Here is a 19,309-nt window from a genome sequence, read left to right on the forward strand (position 1 = left end):
CATTTAAAAAATATTTTTTACTTTTTAAATGTAATTAAAACATGTTATTAAACTATCCTGCCTACAGAAATCAAAATTTAGAATACTAATTTATTCAAAGTTTAATTAGCCATATCATCAACAAAAAAATCCATTGTAAAATTAAAACTGTAAAAATACCTTTTCTGCTAGGTTCTGTACTATTCTGTAATGCAGCTATAGTTTTCATTTTTACAACATCTTTAAAATCAATATTATCCTGACTGAAATCGACATCGTCTAATTTTATTTTTTTTAATCCAAATGATACTATTTTTTTTAACCATTTATTATCTTTTTCAGACTTTACCTGATCTAAAAGTTTAATTTTAGCCAATGCCAAATCAGCTCCTTTTTTAATACCCTCAGGTTGGTTTTCTTTGAACTTTGCTAAAGCAATATCTAACAATGGAGTAATTGTACTCTCAGACTTATCTTTGACCAATCGATGTATTATTTTACTTACAATGTACTTATTTCCTAATAGTAAATATAAAATTGGTGCGGAAAAAATTAACAGAAGCAATGTTGTTCCGATAGGTTTACTTGTGAAAAACACTAATAATATTAATGTCCCCGAATTAGTATGTGCCGCATGACCAACATTTGCGGATAATAAGAAAGCCCCAATTGTACTGCAAATTATAGTATTAAAAGAGCCTAATAAATTAATTTTTATAAAACTGAAAACGGCTATTGATGTTATTTTTGTAAAATATATTAATTGTTCTTTCATGAATTATTATCGTATTGTTTTTTTGTTAGTCACTCTTGCTTGCTCTATTAGTATTAACTTCATATCCCAACTATTATAATTTTTAAAGCCTACTTATTATAAGTTATTATACAGGGATATCTGCCTTTAATTGGTATTGTATTAAAATAGTTAACATTAATATTTATAATATTCCTGTCCTTTATCATGTACAATTCGGATGTATTCTATTTCGCCTTCGGTCTGCCGGTACATGATATTATAAAAATCGGCTTTTGATCTTTCTTCGTCGTTATCGAAACCATTAAAGGTCGTAAAATAACCATTGGATAACGTAGTGAGAGAACCATCTTCATTTTTCGAATTCATATCAGCATCATAATATTTAATGACTGGTAAATCTACAGCCAATCTTTTTTTATTAATGTCTGTTACCTTCATTCCTGCTTTTACCTCTGCTCCTTCAATATTTAGAGATTTGGAGTAAATTTTAAATGGATAAATGAAATTTTGTGGAGCACCTGAACCTGTGTTTAGATCCTCATTTATTTTTTCAATAATTTCCTTATCATTATACAACTCACTGTAATCATTCCTTTTTCTAATTGATGTTTCTCTACCTTTTGCTTCTTCAAGCTTTCCCAATTGTCCTAAAGGGCTATCAAGATTCATAAAAAAGATATGGAGTTCATCAATACTATTATTTTTATCCGATTCAGAAACATAAATTCCTAAATCGTCCCATATGTAGACAGTTGTTTGAAATATTCTATCATATTTACCAAAAATTTTCACCCATTCTGCTATGGGTTTACCAAAAGGTAACTTTTGGTTTTTATAAGTAATACTATGTTCGCTGATATAAAAATCGGTTTCTGGCATAAGTTCTTTTTTTGTGGTTTGACATTGAATGAATAGAGTACTCAATAGTAAGATTGCTAATTGTTTCATTTAAAATAGTTTAAAATTTCCTGTACTTTTTTATTACTGATCGCTCTTTCGGTTACCTTTTCAGCATGTTCATAGGGAGTAGCACTTTGAAGTCTTGGTATAATATCTTTATTTTCATTACTCCATTTATTAACTGTTTGATTCGCCCAGTCAGCAGCTTGGTAAACAGGGTATATTGTATATTTGTTTATCACATATTTAGCCAGTTGTTCTCCTGTTGGGTCGCTATTTGTTTTCCAGATCTCTAGAATTTTTTGGGCAACATCCTGAACTGCTATTTTGGCTAGCTCAGAAGCCAAAGGGTTAAGAGGATGGTTAAGGGTATCTTTGGCTACTTGCGTATGGGTTTGGTCAGTTCCGTAATTTTTATTGCTATTTTCTGTTTGCTCTACCTTTATATCATCATCTGCAGAACCTAAAAGTAAATTGTATGCTATAATCCACTGTAATTATTGCTATCATTACATTCTTTTTTACGCATTAGAATGGCCATATTTATAAGATCATTTGGTCTTATACTTTTTTTCTATGTCTAAATAATTTAAATAATCAGCACTTATAGAATTTTTGAAAAAATTAATTTCATTTTTATTTAATATATCTGGAAATTCAAAATAATACTTTTCATTATTACATTTAACAGAATCAAACAAGAGTCTACATTAAACAATATGAATATTAGTAGATAAATTGTTAGTTTCATTGTTTTTACAAAAACTATTTTCATTCGTTTTTATCTATAATTAAAACTTTAAGTATTTCCTCAATATTTACTGGTTTTCTATTTATCTCAGAAATCTTTAATTTGGATTGATATTTTTTATAATGATGTTTCGTTCCGTTAGAAAATATTTCCCTAATACCAATAATTGAATCAAATAAGTTTCTTTTGTTCTTATATAAATACTCATTTTCGGTAGCTCTTTCATTTATTGACCTATTTATAATATATACATTATGTTTATTATTTTCTTTAACATGTATTTTACTGAAGAGGTTTTCTCCTGAAATATTTTTCAAAATCCATTTTTATCATATTCATAAGTGAAATTGTAATTAAAAAATTGATCATCAGTTTGATAATTTTTATTTTTTATTTTTGCTTTAATAATCTTAAATCTTTTATCTTCATTTTGATTCCTCCAATTCTTATTTAGCGGATCTAGTGATTCCGCATAATCTCCATACCCATCTTTTAGAAAAAAAGTCAAATCTAAAACTGATTTCTCAACAAGTATTTTCTGTTTTAAAAAAATATAATATTCTTTGTTTACTTTATAAATATCATTGTTCACAATAATACTATTTTTATTATTAAAAGTAACTTTTATATTATTACCCATTGAACAAAAAAACGTTATTGATTGATTGTTTTTCTTTTTCGACCAAAAAGAAAATTTTTCCGGTTTTTCATTTGAATATTGATTTAATTTATATATAGTAACTGTATCATTTTTTTGAGGAAAAACACCAATAAATTCCACAGATATTTTTCCTTCTCCTTTAGTATAAATGCTATCACCAAGATTATTATATGAATAATTACCCTCATCAATATATGTATCTTTTACAAAGGCAATTATACAGTTAGAATTATTTTTTTTTATTTTGGAACTACAATGGAATAGCAATAAACAAGTAATGCAAAGAATATTAATTATTTTTCTCATTTTTTCATAGGTATTTCACTTGTTAGTCTTGTTTTTGTTCTTTTCCAAAATATACTTTTACCCGCACTAATCGTTCCTGAAATACCATAGGTTTGTTTTACACCTTTGATTGCACTTAGAACTTCTGGGTATCATTTTTTTTCGCAAAAAGAATTTAATACAATGTTTATCGCTACTTTTGAAAAAAAGATCATTGACTTGTGTGTTATAATATTTCAGCAAATCTATTTCTCCCTTTTTGAGGATTGAAATTTTCAAAATAAAATTTCATTTTTGTAAACCCATTGATTTTTTTTATTCCATTTTCCTCCACAATCAGATTGCATTCTATAAACTATTTTTGACTTTTTAATATCAATAATTACACAATTGTAATTTTCATGCAGAACACTATCATTCTGTACATATGCATAACCTTTAATAATATTATCTAAAACAAAATACTTTTTGTTTTTTGATATCTTTATTTTTGCCCCACTGTAATTACTTTCGTCAAAACCTGAAACTAATTTTAATTTACCTTTGTGTAATATTCTTGGGTTTGAATACAAATTATAGTTTTTATTATATTTTAGGAAGACTAATTCATAATCACTACTTATTTTTTGAGAAAGAGCATATTTAGCTAAAATCTTTTTTTGTGAAAATAAAAAATTTGAAAGCAGAGAGCATATTGTTAAAAGAAAAAGTTTTTTTATCATAATTTAGATTTTAAATCATTATATCTTTTGGTTGCGCTTGTCATAGTATAAGAACCTTCACCTCTTAAAGGCCCATAAATCTCTAATATTTCATCTTCGTAAGTTGAAAAATTGGTACCCCATTCTGATGGTATTTTTGAAACCTTTGGATTTTTTTTAAAAAATGAATCTAAAGCCTCTCCAAAACAATCATCAACTTGTCCTGGTCTATTAACATCATTATCTAAAACTAAAGCTTTTCCTAAGTTAGAACTAATAAAAGCAGATATTTTCAATGAATAGCCAGCTGGTTTTTTGTCTAATGAACTGTTTAATCGTTTAATAAAATCTTTAATTTGTATAATTTGATAATCACTATCTTTCATTAACCTTATAATTGGCTCAATAGGTTCACAATTAACTTTTGTCTTAAATTTATTTTTTTCAAAACCTTCACGAATTTTATCTTTAAGTTCTTTACCTGATAAATCTTTATATTTAGCTTTATATTTATAATTAGTGCTTATTACAATTCCTTTTTTATCTTTTTTTTCCTTTTTTTCTTCTTCAACTTTCCAATTACAATTTTCTAAATACAGTATATATTTTTCCGGATAACTTTTTTTGAATTCCCAAAATTGAATTGGCAATTCACCGTAACCTTCGGGATTAATTGTTTTTTGCATAGCACCAGCTGTTAAAATTTCACTATCATAAGATTGTATAGAATCTAATTTCCCTTCATTTTCTGACATTGCTATTAAAATTGATTTTTCATCTATAGTTATAATACTATTTTTTATTAAATCATCCCATTTTGGAAAATCTTTTAAGGGTAATTCCCCCCAATAAGCAGGTCCATAAATACTTCCATATCTAGTACATTCAACTGTTTCTCGATATTTTTCACCACAATTACAATATTTAACCTCTAATCTTTCACCATCTTTGTTTATAAATTCTTTATTTTCTTCAAAGATCTTTAGTTGATAGGTTGCATCAGCATTTTCAGCTTTAAAATAAAGGAAAGCATTTTTATCTGTTCGTTTATTGAATTTATCTATTAGAGTTTTTACATCTTCTTTGCTTTTGGGCTGAAGCGTAATTTCTTTAGCATAAGTATTAGGCGTAACAATTATGTCTTTATAAATTTCAAATTCAATCTTTGTTTTTTCTTCTTCTTCCACCAAGAATTTTACAGGGTTATCATAAACTGCTTCAGTATTCGTAAGTTTGTTTTCATTGATTTCAACAGATAGTTTTCCTGTTGTTCCGTTGCAAGTTGCAACTACCCATACTTTTTCTTTTATCTTGGCTTTTGTGATTTTTTTGAATGAAATTGAATCTCTTACTTTCTTTTTATAAGTTATTGTTACTTTTTCGCCTCCTTTAGCTTTTTCAAAATTTGTTTCAGCCTCATAATTGACTAAGTCCTCCTTTTTTATTTTCTGTTCTGTGACAAATCGTGCTTTTATCTTTTTTTTATTCTCTCCTTTTTTTGCTGTAATAACTTCTTCTGTATTTTCATAAACAGGGGTTAATATTCTTTTTGCAAAATATACAGCAGTTACTTCTGACATGTTTTCATCATTCATTACTGGTGGTTGAAATCTAGGTTTTCCGAATTCTACGTTTGCCATATGTATTTATTTATTACCTTTCATTTGAATTTTTTTATTTGAAATTAATTTCAAGTTTTCTTTTGTAGCTACAATTTCAACTTTTTCGGAAGTTTCTAAAAAAACCTGACTTTCACTAATGTAGTTGCCTTTAATTCTAACATATAAATTCTTTGCTATTTTATTGATTGCCATAAAATGATTTTTTAAAGATTAAAACATATTTGATTTTTCTGCACTGTTTACTTCAACAGTTTTTTGACTGCTTTCCAAAAGCATATTTTCTTTTGTACTAAATACAGTTAATTTCTCTGCATGTTGAGTAGATTGTAATGAACTTCGAATATGTTTTTGTTCAATAATCTCCGTTTTATTATTAGCACTCTCAGTAAAATCTCCGGCAGCTTTTTGAGAAATATCGTGACCCGCTGTTTGAGAAATATCTTTATTTGCAGAATTATCAATATTTTCTCCTGCACTGACAGAAACATTTTTACCTGCGGTAATACTAACATTTTCCCCAGCCTTTACTGTAAAATTCTTTGGCGCACTCACATCTATGTTTCCCTGACCATCCATCTTCCAGGTATTACCACTCGGATCTTCAATCAAAATACTTCCTTCACCGTCGTTCAAAATAAATTTGATTCCCGAGCGCGTATGAATCGCCTTAACATTATTCTGACCATCTGCATAACCACTGGTAGCGCTTCCATTGTATTGAGTCCCTAAAACATACGGATTCTGTGCATTATCGCCTTCAAAACCTACCAAAACCTCTTCACCAATTTCGGGAATAAAGTAAAATCCTTTGCCCGAGCCAGAATGTGGCTGAATCATTCGAAGCCATTCGCTTGAATTGTTTCCACCTGCCCAATTGAATTGTACTTTTACACGTCCTAATCCTTCCGGATCGTTGTTGTCCTTTACCTTCGCAGGCTGTGTTTCTGCTTTTGCAAATACATTTACCTCTGTATAATGAGGGGCTGCAACGTCTGCTGGAATGGCTTTGAAATTACAGGAATAATTTCCGTGGACCTGAGAAATATGTGTTACTTCTGTCACAATCAGTTCATGCTCTACAGTCTGGTTTATGATGCTGAAAACCTGTCCAAGTCCTAACGGGAAATAAGATATTCCACTGTAGTATACACTATTGGCGTCGCTGCCTGCGGTCTGCAGTCTGACCATTTCCTGTATTTCTTCGCTGCTTTGGGCATTGGTGGTGTAAGCTCCATTGTTCAAATCGTTTTGGGCAACAGTTCCCTGGTTATGTCCTACAACGGAAGAAAAACTGTCTTTGCTTCCTGATGAAGTTCTTGCGGAGGCATTACGAATATTAGATGCCCCATTGTAATCATAGCCTCCCAAAGAAATTTTATGGGAAGCCATGTTGGTCTGGATTTTAAATCCATGCAGCGAAGACCCGTTGATGAGTTTTATTTTGCTGGTTTTGGTCTGTCCGAACTGCATCCGCATTCCGTCAAAATAGAACCATTGGCCGTGTCGTCTGGCCAATCGTTTCAAGAAATCAAAATTGGTTTCATTGTACTGGGCCAGGTATTTGAATTCCTGAAGATACGTGGATTTTATAGCATCTCTTTCGTAAAATTCTCCCGGACCTTCTGCTAAAATATCCAGCACGATATCATTCATGCCCCTTTGCTGGTAGGTCCTTGACTTTTTCATATCGTCCAGAACAATAGTGTGGCTGATCCCTTTGACATGCAATCCTTCGGGGCTGCCATGAAGATCTACAGAGGAGAGTTCTGTTATGATTCCTTTGCTCATCAACCTGATTCCGGTAAGACTTTTAAAGGTAAAGATAACTTCATCGCCAAGATACTTTCGCAATGCCTTTGCCTGATCTGCCGGGTTTATGATCGCCTTGCCTGTGTATTGCCATACAAAAGAAAAATGATGGTGATCGGCCATCTTTTGCGACAATTCTAAATTATGATAAACGACGTTTTGGGTAAAGCTCCCTATGCTGATATGTACCTGTTCTGAAAAATGTCCCATAAGTTATTGCTGATATATTAAGTAAGAATTTTTTCTCAAAAATAGACTTTAAAATTAATTATACAAATAAATTATAACAATAATTTACTTATATTTTTTTGCAGTAAATACATTTCGAATTATTAAATAATCTTTGATATGGATGCAAAAAAAAAGGTTGTCAGAGTAAAAAAAACTCTGACAACCTTAAAAATTTCCTAATACTATATATTATTACAATGATCGAATAATACCTTCTTCAAGTCCTCTTAATTCTGCTAAACCTCTTAGTCTTCCAATAGCAGAATACCCCGGATTGTTTACTTTCCCTAAATCATCTAACATTTGATGTCCGTGATCAGGTCTAAACGGAATTGAAAGATTATTGTTTTTTTGTATTAGTAATAATTCTTTTACTACTGCATACATATCGACATTTCCGTCTAAATGATCTGCTTCAAAAAAATTACCTTCTTCGTCCCTGCGTACATTTCGCAAGTGTATAAAATGTATTTTAACACCTAAAGCTTTTGCTATTTCCGGCAAATTGTTCTTTTCTGATGCACCAAGAGAACCGGTACAGAAACAAATTCCATTTGACTTATAAGGCGCCTTAGAAAGAATAAAATCATAATCTTCCATTGAATTTACAATACGGGGCAATCCTAAAATATCAAAAGGAGGATCATCCGGATGAATGGCTAATTTTACTCCAACTTCATCAGCAACCGGACAAATTTCATTTAAAAAATAACTTAGATTTTCTCTTAAAGCTGCTCTGTCAATGTTTTTATATGGCTTTAATTTTGCCTGCATATCGGCAACGGTCATCTTTTTCTCTCCCGGAATCCCAAACATCACCACATCAGATAATGCTTGTAATTGCTCTTCGTTTAAGGTACTAAAGCGTTCTTTTGCTTTAGCTGCAATACTTTCAGGAAAACTGCTTTCTGCATTTTCTCTTTTTAAAATATAAATATCAAAAATCGCCAGATCCACCCAGTTAAAATACAAAGCTTCAGAACCGTCAGGCATTACATAGTCCAGTTGCGTTCTTGTCCAGTCGTTAACGGGCATGAAATTATACGTAATAATTTTAATCCCACAAGCAGCAACATTACGAATGCTCTCTTTGTATTTTTCGATATAAAGCTGATAATCTCCGGTTTTTGTTTTGATGTCTTCGTGAACCGTGATACTTTCCACTACATCCCATGTCAGACCGTATGCTTCAACTTCAGCTTTTCTTTTATTGATTTCTTCAACCGTCCATACATCTCCGTGAGGAACGTGGTGTAGGGCTGTTACAATTCCGGTAGCACCGGTTTGTTTTATATGTTGTAAACTTACTGGATCATTTGGCCCGAACCATCTCCAGGTTTGTATCATTCTGTTCATACTTTTCTTTTCTTAAAATTATACACCACTAAAAATTGTAAAACCACCATCGATAGTCACTTTTGAACCGGTAGCAAACTTTGAAGCATCACTTAGCAACCAAATTAAAGCTCCAATTAATTCGTCGGGATTTCCAAAACGTTTGTAAGGTGTGTTTGCTATGATTAAATTGCCTCTTTCTGTTAAACTTCCGTCAGGATTAGTCAATAACGTACGGTTTTGCTCTGTTAAGAAAAAACCTGGAACGATAGAATTCATTCTTATTTTATCCCCGTATCGTTTTGCCATTTCAACAGAAAACCATTTGGTGTAAGAGTCAATAGCTGATTTAGCCAGACTGTATCCTAAAACTTTTGTTATCGCCTGTTCTGTTGCTACAGAAGAGATATTTACGATGCTTCCGACACTTTCATTGTTTTTGATCACTTCTCCAAAAACCTGAGTTGGCAAAAGTGTTCCGAATAAATTCAGGTTCATTACTTTTTGCAAAGCATCCATATTAAGTTTAAAAATATCCTGATCTGACTGAATTACAGCATCCGGCATATTTCCGCCGGCAGCATTTACCAAACCATCAATTTTTCCGTATTTTGAAAGAACAAGGTCACGTGCTTTTATCAAATCACTTTCAATCGTTACATCTGCAATTAAAGCGATGGCTTGTCCACCGTTTTTAACAATTAATTCTGCTCTTTCATTGGCTACTTTTTCGTTTCTTCCCAAAACACCAACAATACCACCTGCTGCAGCTATACCGTTAACAAAGGCTTCACCTAGAACTCCGGTTGCACCAGTAACAATGATTACTTTTCCTTCTAATGTAAAATCTGTTTTCAATTTTTTTAGTTTTTTAGTTTCAATTCAGCAAAAATACAATTAATCCTCTTGCGCCGTGTGCGCCCAACACTAAAGATTGTTCAATATCTGCTGTTTTTGAAGGTCCCGCAATAAAAGTCCCGAAACCGTACTCCATATTACCAATTCTTTTGTAAGCCTGGTGCATCGTTGCTAATATGTCATTTTTATTTATTATGATTGCTAAATATTGGGCAATAAAAGGAGCTACACGCTGTCCTAAAATATCATCAGTAACCCATATTGCACTATTTTCTGCTACACCAAAATGACCTTTTACAACTACTAATTCCACATCCTGAAGTGTGTGTGGATCATCATTTTTCCAATCTAATGATGCCACTTCAGAAAGTTCAGGAATTGTGGTGATAATTCTCCTGTCGAGTGAATAATTCTTTCTGATAAAATCTAAAATCTCAATATAATTAGCCACTTCAACGCTCTCTCCTCCAATATTTTTAAGAACCGTTTTGTACGTTTCCAGAACATTTGGGTTATTTGACCTTAAAAGATCCAGATCCGGTAATTCGGTAATGATTTCTGGCTGATTTTGTTTTATTTTCTTTAATATTTCTGCTTTACTGCTCATTATTCTTAGCTTTAGATTCACGTGAATTTTTCTTGTACCATTCCCTAAAAGATTCTTCGGGAACAGCTGGCATTTCACGCTGGTCATACCATTTGTTCATCTTATTATTTACTGCAGCAGGAATATTTTTCATCATGAATCTTCCTGATTTACCTGCAATATTGAAAATCGTTGGATTTGCCAGAACAGTTGCCATCGTTTTCATCGCTATTGTTTTTGATGTTGGCGTATGGCCTTCTTTAACCAATACCTGACGCCATTTGTACAATTGATCATGAATATCAATTTTAACAGGACAGACATTCGTGCAAGAGCCACAAAGCGTACTCGCAAAAGGCAAATCGGCATTTTTACTCATATCTAAATTTGGTGCCAAAATAGAACCAATTGGTCCGGCAACCGCATTGTGATAACTGTGTCCTCCGCTTCGTCTGTAAACGGGACAGGTATTCATACAGGCACCACAGCGAATACATTTTAAGGAGTTTCTAAATTCTTCTCTTCCTAATTGTTTGCTTCTTCCGTTATCCACAATCACAATATGCATTTGCTGACCTTCTCTTGGTTTTTTAAAATGGCTTGAAAAAGTAGTAATAGGCTGTCCTGTTGCACTTCTTGCCAATAATCTTAAGAAAACACCCAAATGTTTACGCTGCGGAACCAGTTTTTCGAATCCCATACAGGCAATATGCACGTCTGCCAAATGTACTCCCATATCTGCATTTCCTTCATTTGTACATACTACGAATTCTCCGGTTTCTGCAACAGCAAAATTAACCCCGGTTAAGGCTACTTTCCTCGTTAAAAAAGTATTTCTTAAACTTTGTCGAGCAGATTCAGTTAAATATTGCGGATTAAAATTTCCTTTTTCGGTGCCTAAATGCTCATGGAAAGTTTCACTTACATCTTCTTTTTTAAGGTGAATAGCAGGTAAAACGATATGGCTTGGCGGTTCTTTACGAAGCTGAACAATGTATTCCCCTAAATCAGAATCGATAACTTCAATTCCTTTTTCTGCCAGATAATCGTTTAAATGGCATTCTTCAGTAAGCATTGATTTGGATTTTACCATTTGCTTTACATCATGTTTTGCCATTATTGAATGTACGATTTCATTATGCTCTTTTGCATCGGCTGCCCAGTGAACAGTTATTCCGTTTTTTTGAGCATTTTCTTCAAATTCAATCAAATAATCATGAATATTTGAGAGTACATTATGCTTAATTTGTGAAGCCGTTTCCCTTAACAATTCCCAATCCGGAATCTGGTGTGCAGCCCTGTCACGTTTTTCACGAACAAACCAAAGTGTTTCATCATGCCAGTTTACCCGTTCAACATCTTTGTTAAAACGTGTGGCGGCTTCGCTATGTGGTATTGTTTTTTCTGAAGACATTTTTTATAGTTTAAAATAAATCCGTTAAGATCAATTTATAATCAATTTTTATTTACAAAATTCAAAACATTTTCATGTATGTTTTGATTTTCTTTCACAACATCAGCAGCAACATTAGTTAAAAATATATTTTCTACCGGAAGTTCTTTCTGTCCTGAAATTTTCGAAATAAACTTCACATTTGTTGCTTTTACATTTTCAAGATATACATTTTTTATTGGCGTCAGTCTGCGTTCAATTGTTGGAACCAAAGTTCTCCATTGATACAAAACGTCTGTATCGATGCCCAGGATTCCTGCGTCAATTTTACCTGAAACAATATTGCTCATATAGATGTTTTTTACAAATCCTCCCCTGCGTTCATTTGTTTTGATGAAAAGAAGATGGTTCAGTTTTGCGCCATCCACAACCGTGCAATTGTCGATAAAAACATTTTCAATTCCGCCGGATAATTCACTTCCAATAGCTACTAACTGATGACCATTTTTTACGGTACAATTACGAATAACAATATTTTTTGAAGGTGTATTTAATAGCCAAGCATTTTTCCCACAACCTGATTTTATGGCAATGGCATCGTCACCCTGGTCAAAAACACAATTTTCAATTAATACGTTTTGGCTCATTTCAGGGTCAACTCCGTCATTATTGTGACCATGTGCATATACTTTTAGATTTCTAAGCACAACATCTTTAGATAAAAAAGGATGAATGGTCCAAAAAGGACTGTTTGTAATCGAAATACCATCTATCAAAATATTTTCGCAACGGTTAAACTGAATGAACTGCGGACGAAAGCGGGCAGTATCATTTGCCATTTGACGCTCTTTCATCGGTTTGTTGTACGAAGCCAGATTGTACAATTTTTTCAGGCTTTCCATATGTGATTTAGGACGCGTGAACCATTGTTTCCAGATGTCCATTTTAGCTTTCAGTTCGCCTTCACCTGTAATGGCAATATTTTTACATTTATAAGCATAAATTAATGGCGAATAATTGAAGCATTCATACCCTTCCCAGGTTGAGTTTACTGCTGGGAGATAATCATTCGGATCTTCTGAAAAAAGTAAAACAGCACCTTTTTTTAAATGAAGATTAACATTGCTTTTAAAGTGGAATTTCTTTGTCAGCCATTCGCCTTCCGGTATAACGACAATTCCTCCACCTGCTTTGTTTGCTTTGATAATAGCCTTATTTATTGCTTCAGAAGTTTTGTTTTTATTTCCGTGAACCGCTCCAAAATCAACAATTGAAAACTCTTTACACTTACCAAAATCCGGAATTTTTATAGCCGGCATTTCAAAAGGCGCTTTTACCACTACTTCTTTTAACGTTACCAAAGACGAATCTTTTTTGAACGACAAAAAAATAAGCGAAAGTACTAATACAAAACCGAACGTTAATTTTTTCATTTAAAGTGGTCTTTTACAACTTAAAATTTAGTACTTATTTAAATTTTAATAGTTGATGAATTTAATATCTCAGCAATATGAATGGTTTTAATAGGGCTTTTTTGTCTGTTCAAAATACCTTCCAAATGCATTAGACAAGACATATCACCACCTGTAATATAATCAACATCATGTTTTTCATGATCTTTGATTCGGTCCTGCCCCATTTTTACGGAAACAGCTTCCTCCGTCACACAAAAAGTACCTCCAAAACCACAGCATTCGTCTTTTCTGCTTAAGGAAACCAAATCCAGACCGTTTATTTTGCTTAATAATTGTCCCGGTTTAGAGAAAAAAGGTGTGTTTAATTCGGTCATCTGCGAAAGCTTAAGTCCGCGCTGTCCGTGGCAGCTTTGGTGCATTCCTACCCTGAATGGAAAGTCCCCTTCAATAGAGTCAACCTTTAAAACATCAGTAATGAACTCTGTTAATTCAAAAACTTTTTTTCGCATTGCAGAAGCAAGTTCTTCCTGTTTTTCATCATGCAAATGATCTTTTACATGCAGGACACAACTTCCTGATGGGCAAACGATATAATCAAATTCTGAAAAATTGGCTATAAAGTTTGCATCACAGCCTTTGGTTAAATATTCATATCCGCTGTTTGCCATAGGCTGTCCACAGCAGGTTTGTTTCATTGGAAAATGAACATCGCAACCTAATTTTAATAATAACTCATAGGTTGCTATACCTACTTTGGGATAAAATTGGTCGACGTAGCATGGTATAAAAAGTCCAATTTTCATTTTAATATTTATTTTATTTTAACAACATAGTTTTTAGCCATTAAATCTATATTTCTATGCCGTTTATTTATTTTACCAGCTTAAAATTTTTGTTTAGTGCTTATAAAATTTCAAATCAATCAAATCATTCTGGATAGGCTTAGGATTCCAGTTTTGATGAATCGCTAATGCAGCGCCCAAAGCACTTGCCTGAGCCATTGATGCGGCATAAACTTCTATATCCGGGAAAGCTTCAGCCAGTAAATTCATGAAAATTGAATTTTTACTAAAACCTCCATCCACGAAAATTTTCTTTACCGGGCTGTTATGAATTACTAAATTAGTTGAAAAAACTTGTTGTTCAACAAGATCCAGCATTAATTGATGATATGCAATTTCGTATGTTTTGAAAACAGAAAGATCTCTCTTTTGAAATGGGCATTCTTTCAGAATATCAAAATCATATTTTTTAGGATAAACGATTTGAAAATTTACCGCTCTTAAATTCGATACAATTTTTTTATCAAAATAGACATTTTTAAAAGTATCAAAAGGTACTTTGAAATGTTCAGCCAGTCTTTTTGCCTGAACTTCATGTTCGTTACCAGAAAACAAACGTGCTGCTTTTACTGGTTTTTCGGTATATTGCATATAACACAAACAATCATTTTCAAGTTCTTCAAACGTTAATGGCTTATTGTTAAAAGGATTCAGGGAAATGCTCCATGTTCCGGTTGACAATAAAACGAAAGGTTCTGTAAAATTGATCGTATAAGGAATAATTGCCGATGAACTATCGTGCAAACCAATCCCTACAGCCAGATCATTTTCTTTTTTTATCACATCTTTTCCTGGATGGATTGGTGGAAGTTTCTCTTTTATACCTTCATTTTTCAGCCATTTGTGATACTTCATCTTTTTAAAATTCCAAAGATTTGTATGGCATCCAATGCTGGTAATATCAGTATAAGCTTCACCCGTTAAAAGAAAACTTAAATATTGCGGTAAATGCAGGCAATATTTTACTTTGTCAAATAATTCCGGATTTTCTTCTTTTAATCTGTAAATCTGCATTCCGGAATTCAGGCTTCCTAAAACAGGAGAAGCTGTTTTTACTGCAAAAACTTCTTCTCCTTTGTATTTTTTATAAAAACCATTTTTCAGTTCTTCCGGATAATCTTTCAAATAATTGTATAAAGGCGTCAAAGAGTTGCCATCTTCATCAATATAAACAAAACTAGCTCCGTAAGTGCTGAAATTAATTGCTTTCAGAACATAATTGTTTAGTTCTTTTATTTCTGATAATCGCTCGAGAATCCACTTTTTCAGTACATCAATATCTTCGCAGGGAAAGCCGTCTTCATCAACCGTTTCGTCCAGATTTACTGATTTTTCCCAAACGATTTTATAATTTTCATCAAATAAAAATACTTTTTTGTTGGTTTTACCAATATCAAAAATTGCAACTACATTCATTTGTTTTAGTTCTGAGTTATGGGTTATGAGTTATGAGTTTTCCTAAGATTCCAAAGTTATTCGTCCATATACCTAAAAATCAATATAAACAACGATAACTCAACTTATAACTTATGACTTTTAATTATAATCCTGTAGCCACGGTTTTTAAACCTCTTTCGCCAATTAGATTTCCTCTAACGTCAAGGCTTCGGTATAATTCAACCGGGTTTAACGCTGCGCCTGAACGTAAACGAGCCTCAGCAACTAATGCACGAACATCTGTACGGAAAGTATTTTGAAGAATTTCCTGTGCTTTTACTACATCATTTTCTTCCTGAGCAATTTCTAATGCTTTTCTGTCTACAGAAAGCGCCTGAGCATAAGCAATCATAATTGCTTCAACAGACTGCAATAAATCCTCCAAAGGATCTTTTACGTTGTGTGAGGCATCAATCATCCATCCTAAATCTTTGGCGTGGTTCATTCCGCGGGCATCCATTCCTTCAACCAATTCGTTGAAAATCAAGAATAACTGGTACGGTTTTAAAGCTCCTGCAGTTAAATCGTCATCACCATATTTTGAATCATTAAAATGGAAACCACCTAATTTATCATCCATCAGCAAAATAGAAACAATCTGCTCAATATTAGCGTTTGGTAAATGGTGTCCTAAGTCTACAAGTGTTTTTGCTTTATCACCTAATTTCTGAACGTATGAATAAGACTGTCCCCAATCAGCAACTGTTGTAGAATAAAAGTTTGGTTCAGCACATTTGTATTCTAAAAATAATTTCCAGTCTGAAGGCAATGCATCGTAGATTTCTTCTAAACTTTCTAATGTATTTTGGTAGGCGCGACGGAAGTTTAACTGTCCCGGGAAGTTAGAACCATCCGCTAACCAAACAGTCAATGAGTCAGATCCTAATTCGATTCCATGTTTAATAACTTCGATATTGTGAGCAATCGCCTGTTTACGAACTGCTTTATTTACGTTTTGTAAAGAACCGTATTTATATGTATGTTCCGCATTTGCCTGATCCTGGAAAGTATTTGAGTTCATGGCATCAAATTTTAATCCGTGTTGTCCGGCAAGCGTTTTAATTGCATTATAGTCTGTTGGAATGTCCCATGGAATATGCAAAGAAATGGCACCTGAAGCATTATTTAATTTATGAAGCAAACCTACATCTTCGATTTTTTCTTCTAATGAACGAGGTTCCCCACCACCTGCAAAACGTCCAAATCTTGTTCCTCCTGTTCCTAAAGCCCATGATGGGATTGCAATTTGAAAATCGATTAATTTTTGAATAATAGCTTCACTTTCTGCAATTTCAGAAGCTGTAAAAATTAATTTATTCTGATGTTTTTTTAATAAACCATCATTATGAGATGCGATAGTGTTTGATTGAATTAACATACTTATTTATTTTTAAATAGGGTTTACAATATAAGGCTATTTCTATAAACCAAACCCTTGTTATACGTTACTTTTTTGTGTTTTTTTTGTTGTTCTTACAGTGTTTAGGAAATTTATTTATAAAATACAATTGTCATAAAAAATCTAACGTCCGACAGAATCGAACGTTAGAAAACAAAAACCACTTTGTTAAATAAACTTAAAAAAAACTAAACAACTTATCGGTAAAAGCCCATTGTTACTCCGCCGTCTACATTCAGGGCGTTTCCTGTCGATTTATTCAACAGTCCTCCTACGAATGCGAAACATGCGTTTGCAATATCATCAGGCAATATAATTTCATTTAATAAGGTACGTTTCGCGTAGTAAGCAGGCAATTCTTCAACGGTAATTCCGTAAGCTTTTGCACGGCCTTCAGCCCATCCGCCAGACCAGATATTAGAATCTGAAATAACTGCATCAGGATTAACTGTATTTACACGAATTTTATCAGCACCTAATTCAGCAGCCATCAAGCGTGTTAAATGTGCCTGAGCCGCTTTTGCAGAACCGTATCCAGGATTGTTTGGACCCGCTACTACTGCATTTTTAGAAACAATGTTTACGATATCTCCACCAAAACCTTGTTTTCGCATTACTTCAATTCCGGCTTTAGAAACAATAAATTGTCCTTTCACCAAAATATCATATAATCTGTCCCACTCTTCAAGAGTATGCTCAGCAATAGATTTTGAAATACTGATACCTGCATTGTTGATGATAATATCAGCACCACCAAATGCTAAACAAGCAGCGTCTAATGCTTTCTCTGTACTTACATCGTCAGTAACGTTTAATATTGTACTTGAAACTGCATCTCTTCCAAATGTTTTGATGAACTCTGCTTTTGCACCTTCTAAACGCTCTTCATTAATATCGTTGATTACTACACAAGCACCTTCTTCAGCAAATCTTTTAGCGATAGCTTTACCAATTCCACCAGCAGAACCGGTAACTAAAGCTACTCTTCCTGAAAGTGCTTTTGGTTTTGGCATACGCTGTAATTTTGCTTCTTCTAACAACCAGTATTCGATATCAAAAGCTTCCTGGTGAGGCAAAGAAGTGTATTCAGAAACCGCTTCTGCACCTTTCATTACATTTACAGCATTGATATAATATTCCGATGCTAAACGAGCCATCGTTTTATCTTTGGCAAACGTAAACATACCAACTCCAGGATATAAAATTACAACTGGATTTGGATCACGCATTGCAGGCGAATTAGACTTTTTACAGGCATTGTAATAGTCTTTGTACATTGTTCTGTAAGCTTCAAAGGCAGGAGTTAATTTTGCTTTGATTGCATTTACATCTGATAAATCTTCGTTTGGATCTAATTCTAAAACCAAAGGACTGATTTTCGTACGTAAAAAGTGATCAGGGCAAGAAGTTCCTAACGGAGCTAATTTTGATAAATCATTAGAATTAATGAATTCCAAAACTCTTGCATCGTCTGTATAATGACCAATCATCTGACGCTCTGAAGAACAGAAACCTCTTAAGATCGGAGCTACTTTTGCTGCTTTTAATTTACGATCCGCTTCCGGAAGGCTGTCGATTTTTTTACCTCCAAAAACAGGACGTTTTTTTCCGTAGTTACTTTCTAAGTACTCAGCACATTTTTCAATAACTTCAAGTGTGTTGATATAACTTTCGTAAGCAGTATCTCCCCATGTAAACAAACCATGAGAACCTAACATGATACCTCGTAATTTTTTTCCTTTTTTCTCCGCTTCTTCCAGACAGCTTCTCAATTGAAGCCCTAAGTCGAAGCCTGGACGCTGCCAACCTACCCAACCGATTTCTCCGTCGAATAATTCTTCTGTGATTTTTGCTCCGTCTTTTGCTGCAGCAATAGCAATAGCAGCATCAGGATGCAAGTGATCAATATGTTTAAATGGTAAGAAACCATGTAAAGGTGTATCAATAGAAGGTGCTTTTGAAGCTAAATCAAAAATACAGTGATTGAATAACTCTACCATTTCATCTTCAAATTCAATTCCTCTGTACACATTTTCAAGATTGCGTAATCTGTCTAAATATAAAGCAGCACAACCTGATTTTGTTAATGTTCCGATATCTCCACCAGAACCTTTAATCCACATTACCTCTGAGCTTGCGCCTGTCAATGGGTCTTTATCTGTAATTTTAACTGAAGTGTTTCCTCCTCCATAATTAGTAAGTCTTAAATCTGCCCCTAATAAATTAGAGCGATAGATAAAAAGAGCTACTTCATCTCCTGCTAGTGCTGCAGCTTTAGCATCATCCCAAAGATAGCTTACATGCTGAAAAGTCATATTGTTTGTGTTTATATTTGACATTTTAATATA

Annotated in this window: 18 protein-coding genes; all 18 read right to left on the bottom strand. The window is 33.2% G+C overall.

Translation table 11 applies throughout. The annotated features are described in order from the left end of the window. Window positions 1-94 precede the first annotated feature (94 nt). Window positions 95-754 (bottom strand): hypothetical protein, encoded by a 660-nt coding sequence (locus K8B81_RS01895; protein WP_223678485.1) that lies wholly within the window; start codon window positions 752-754, stop codon window positions 95-97. Window positions 755-910: 156 nt separating this feature from the next. Beyond that, window positions 911-1,684 carry a DUF7738 domain-containing protein gene (locus K8B81_RS01900; RefSeq protein WP_223678486.1) on the bottom strand — a complete coding sequence of 258 codons (774 nt, stop codon included), beginning with the start codon at window positions 1,682-1,684 and terminating at the stop codon, window positions 911-913. Next, complete coding sequence (locus K8B81_RS01905; protein ID WP_317196946.1) at window positions 1,681-2,124, bottom strand: HET-C-related protein; 444 nt, start codon at window positions 2,122-2,124, stop codon at window positions 1,681-1,683. The genes K8B81_RS01900 and K8B81_RS01905 overlap by 4 nt, the downstream gene beginning before the upstream one ends. 283 nt (window positions 2,125-2,407) lie before the next feature. Then, window positions 2,408-2,704 carry a hypothetical protein gene (locus tag K8B81_RS01910; RefSeq protein WP_223678487.1) on the bottom strand — a complete coding sequence of 99 codons (297 nt, stop codon included), beginning with the start codon at window positions 2,702-2,704 and terminating at the stop codon, window positions 2,408-2,410. Then, window positions 2,701-3,354, bottom strand: a complete 654-nt coding sequence (locus K8B81_RS01915; RefSeq protein WP_223678488.1) for a hypothetical protein — start codon at window positions 3,352-3,354, stop codon at window positions 2,701-2,703. The genes K8B81_RS01910 and K8B81_RS01915 overlap by 4 nt, the downstream gene beginning before the upstream one ends. 254 nt (window positions 3,355-3,608) lie before the next feature. Continuing rightward, window positions 3,609-4,055 (bottom strand): hypothetical protein, encoded by a 447-nt coding sequence (locus tag K8B81_RS01920; protein WP_223678490.1) that lies wholly within the window; start codon window positions 4,053-4,055, stop codon window positions 3,609-3,611. After that, window positions 4,052-5,674 carry a hypothetical protein gene (locus K8B81_RS01925; protein WP_223678492.1) on the bottom strand — a complete coding sequence of 541 codons (1,623 nt, stop codon included), beginning with the start codon at window positions 5,672-5,674 and terminating at the stop codon, window positions 4,052-4,054. Before K8B81_RS01925 ends, K8B81_RS01920 begins: the two co-directional genes overlap by 4 nt. A gap of 6 nt (window positions 5,675-5,680) precedes the next feature. Beyond that, entirely contained in the window at window positions 5,681-5,848 is a 168-nt protein-coding gene (locus tag K8B81_RS01930; RefSeq protein WP_223678494.1) for a hypothetical protein, read from the bottom strand. Window positions 5,849-5,866: 18 nt separating this feature from the next. After that, a complete protein-coding gene (locus tag K8B81_RS01935; protein WP_223678505.1) occupies window positions 5,867-7,675 on the bottom strand; it encodes a type VI secretion system Vgr family protein in 1,809 nt (602 codons plus the stop codon). A 213-nt stretch (window positions 7,676-7,888) separates the two neighbouring features. Next, window positions 7,889-9,043: a mannonate dehydratase gene (gene uxuA / locus K8B81_RS01940; RefSeq protein ID WP_223678644.1), complete on the bottom strand. Its 1,155-nt coding sequence runs from the start codon at window positions 9,041-9,043 to the stop codon at window positions 7,889-7,891. A gap of 27 nt (window positions 9,044-9,070) precedes the next feature. Next, on the bottom strand, window positions 9,071-9,889 hold the full coding sequence (locus K8B81_RS01945) for an SDR family oxidoreductase (RefSeq protein WP_223678507.1): 819 nt from the start codon (window positions 9,887-9,889) through the stop codon (window positions 9,071-9,073). A 19-nt stretch (window positions 9,890-9,908) separates the two neighbouring features. Further along, window positions 9,909-10,496 carry a LutC/YkgG family protein gene (locus tag K8B81_RS01950; RefSeq protein ID WP_223678509.1) on the bottom strand — a complete coding sequence of 196 codons (588 nt, stop codon included), beginning with the start codon at window positions 10,494-10,496 and terminating at the stop codon, window positions 9,909-9,911. Further along, window positions 10,486-11,889: a lactate utilization protein B gene (locus K8B81_RS01955; RefSeq protein WP_223678511.1), complete on the bottom strand. Its 1,404-nt coding sequence runs from the start codon at window positions 11,887-11,889 to the stop codon at window positions 10,486-10,488. The genes K8B81_RS01950 and K8B81_RS01955 overlap by 11 nt, the downstream gene beginning before the upstream one ends. Before the next feature lie 41 nt (window positions 11,890-11,930). After that, window positions 11,931-13,301 (bottom strand): glycoside hydrolase family 28 protein, encoded by a 1,371-nt coding sequence (locus tag K8B81_RS01960; protein WP_223678513.1) that lies wholly within the window; start codon window positions 13,299-13,301, stop codon window positions 11,931-11,933. 38 nt (window positions 13,302-13,339) lie between these two features. Beyond that, window positions 13,340-14,086 carry a (Fe-S)-binding protein gene (locus tag K8B81_RS01965; RefSeq protein WP_223678515.1) on the bottom strand — a complete coding sequence of 249 codons (747 nt, stop codon included), beginning with the start codon at window positions 14,084-14,086 and terminating at the stop codon, window positions 13,340-13,342. A gap of 93 nt (window positions 14,087-14,179) precedes the next feature. Beyond that, window positions 14,180-15,541 carry an FGGY-family carbohydrate kinase gene (locus K8B81_RS01970; RefSeq protein WP_223678517.1) on the bottom strand — a complete coding sequence of 454 codons (1,362 nt, stop codon included), beginning with the start codon at window positions 15,539-15,541 and terminating at the stop codon, window positions 14,180-14,182. 124 nt (window positions 15,542-15,665) lie between these two features. Continuing rightward, the gene (locus K8B81_RS01975; protein WP_223678519.1) at window positions 15,666-16,940 is read right to left on the bottom strand and encodes a TIM barrel protein; all 1,275 of its coding nucleotides are present in this window, start codon (window positions 16,938-16,940) and stop codon (window positions 15,666-15,668) included. Window positions 16,941-17,158: 218 nt separating this feature from the next. Continuing rightward, window positions 17,159-19,300 carry a bifunctional aldolase/short-chain dehydrogenase gene (locus K8B81_RS01980; protein ID WP_223678521.1) on the bottom strand — a complete coding sequence of 714 codons (2,142 nt, stop codon included), beginning with the start codon at window positions 19,298-19,300 and terminating at the stop codon, window positions 17,159-17,161. Window positions 19,301-19,309: the final 9 nt, after the last annotated feature.

The organism is Flavobacterium hibisci, assembly GCF_020026925.1.
In the GTDB taxonomy this organism is placed as follows: domain Bacteria; phylum Bacteroidota; class Bacteroidia; order Flavobacteriales; family Flavobacteriaceae; genus Flavobacterium; species Flavobacterium hibisci.

Bases quoted from the DNA above. Each gene is read 5' to 3' on its own strand.
- K8B81_RS01895 (WP_223678485.1), bottom strand. From the start codon at position 754: ATGAAAGAACAATTAATATATTTTACAAAAATAACATCAATAGCCGTT.
- K8B81_RS01900 (WP_223678486.1), bottom strand. From the start codon at position 1,684: ATGAAACAATTAGCAATCTTACTATTGAGTACTCTATTCATTCAATGT.
- K8B81_RS01915 (WP_223678488.1), bottom strand. From the start codon at position 3,354: ATGAGAAAAATAATTAATATTCTTTGCATTACTTGTTTATTGCTATTC.
- K8B81_RS01920 (WP_223678490.1), bottom strand. From the start codon at position 4,055: ATGATAAAAAAACTTTTTCTTTTAACAATATGCTCTCTGCTTTCAAAT.
- K8B81_RS01925 (WP_223678492.1), bottom strand. From the start codon at position 5,674: ATGGCAAACGTAGAATTCGGAAAACCTAGATTTCAACCACCAGTAATG.
- K8B81_RS01930 (WP_223678494.1), bottom strand. From the start codon at position 5,848: ATGGCAATCAATAAAATAGCAAAGAATTTATATGTTAGAATTAAAGGC.
- K8B81_RS01935 (WP_223678505.1), bottom strand. From the start codon at position 7,675: ATGGGACATTTTTCAGAACAGGTACATATCAGCATAGGGAGCTTTACC.
- uxuA (WP_223678644.1), bottom strand. From the start codon at position 9,043: ATGATACAAACCTGGAGATGGTTCGGGCCAAATGATCCAGTAAGTTTA.
- K8B81_RS01950 (WP_223678509.1), bottom strand. From the start codon at position 10,496: ATGAGCAGTAAAGCAGAAATATTAAAGAAAATAAAACAAAATCAGCCA.
- K8B81_RS01955 (WP_223678511.1), bottom strand. From the start codon at position 11,889: ATGTCTTCAGAAAAAACAATACCACATAGCGAAGCCGCCACACGTTTT.
- K8B81_RS01960 (WP_223678513.1), bottom strand. From the start codon at position 13,301: ATGAAAAAATTAACGTTCGGTTTTGTATTAGTACTTTCGCTTATTTTT.
- K8B81_RS01965 (WP_223678515.1), bottom strand. From the start codon at position 14,086: ATGAAAATTGGACTTTTTATACCATGCTACGTCGACCAATTTTATCCC.
- K8B81_RS01970 (WP_223678517.1), bottom strand. From the start codon at position 15,541: ATGAATGTAGTTGCAATTTTTGATATTGGTAAAACCAACAAAAAAGTA.
- K8B81_RS01975 (WP_223678519.1), bottom strand. From the start codon at position 16,940: ATGTTAATTCAATCAAACACTATCGCATCTCATAATGATGGTTTATTA.
- K8B81_RS01980 (WP_223678521.1), bottom strand. From the start codon at position 19,300: ATGTCAAATATAAACACAAACAATATGACTTTTCAGCATGTAAGCTAT.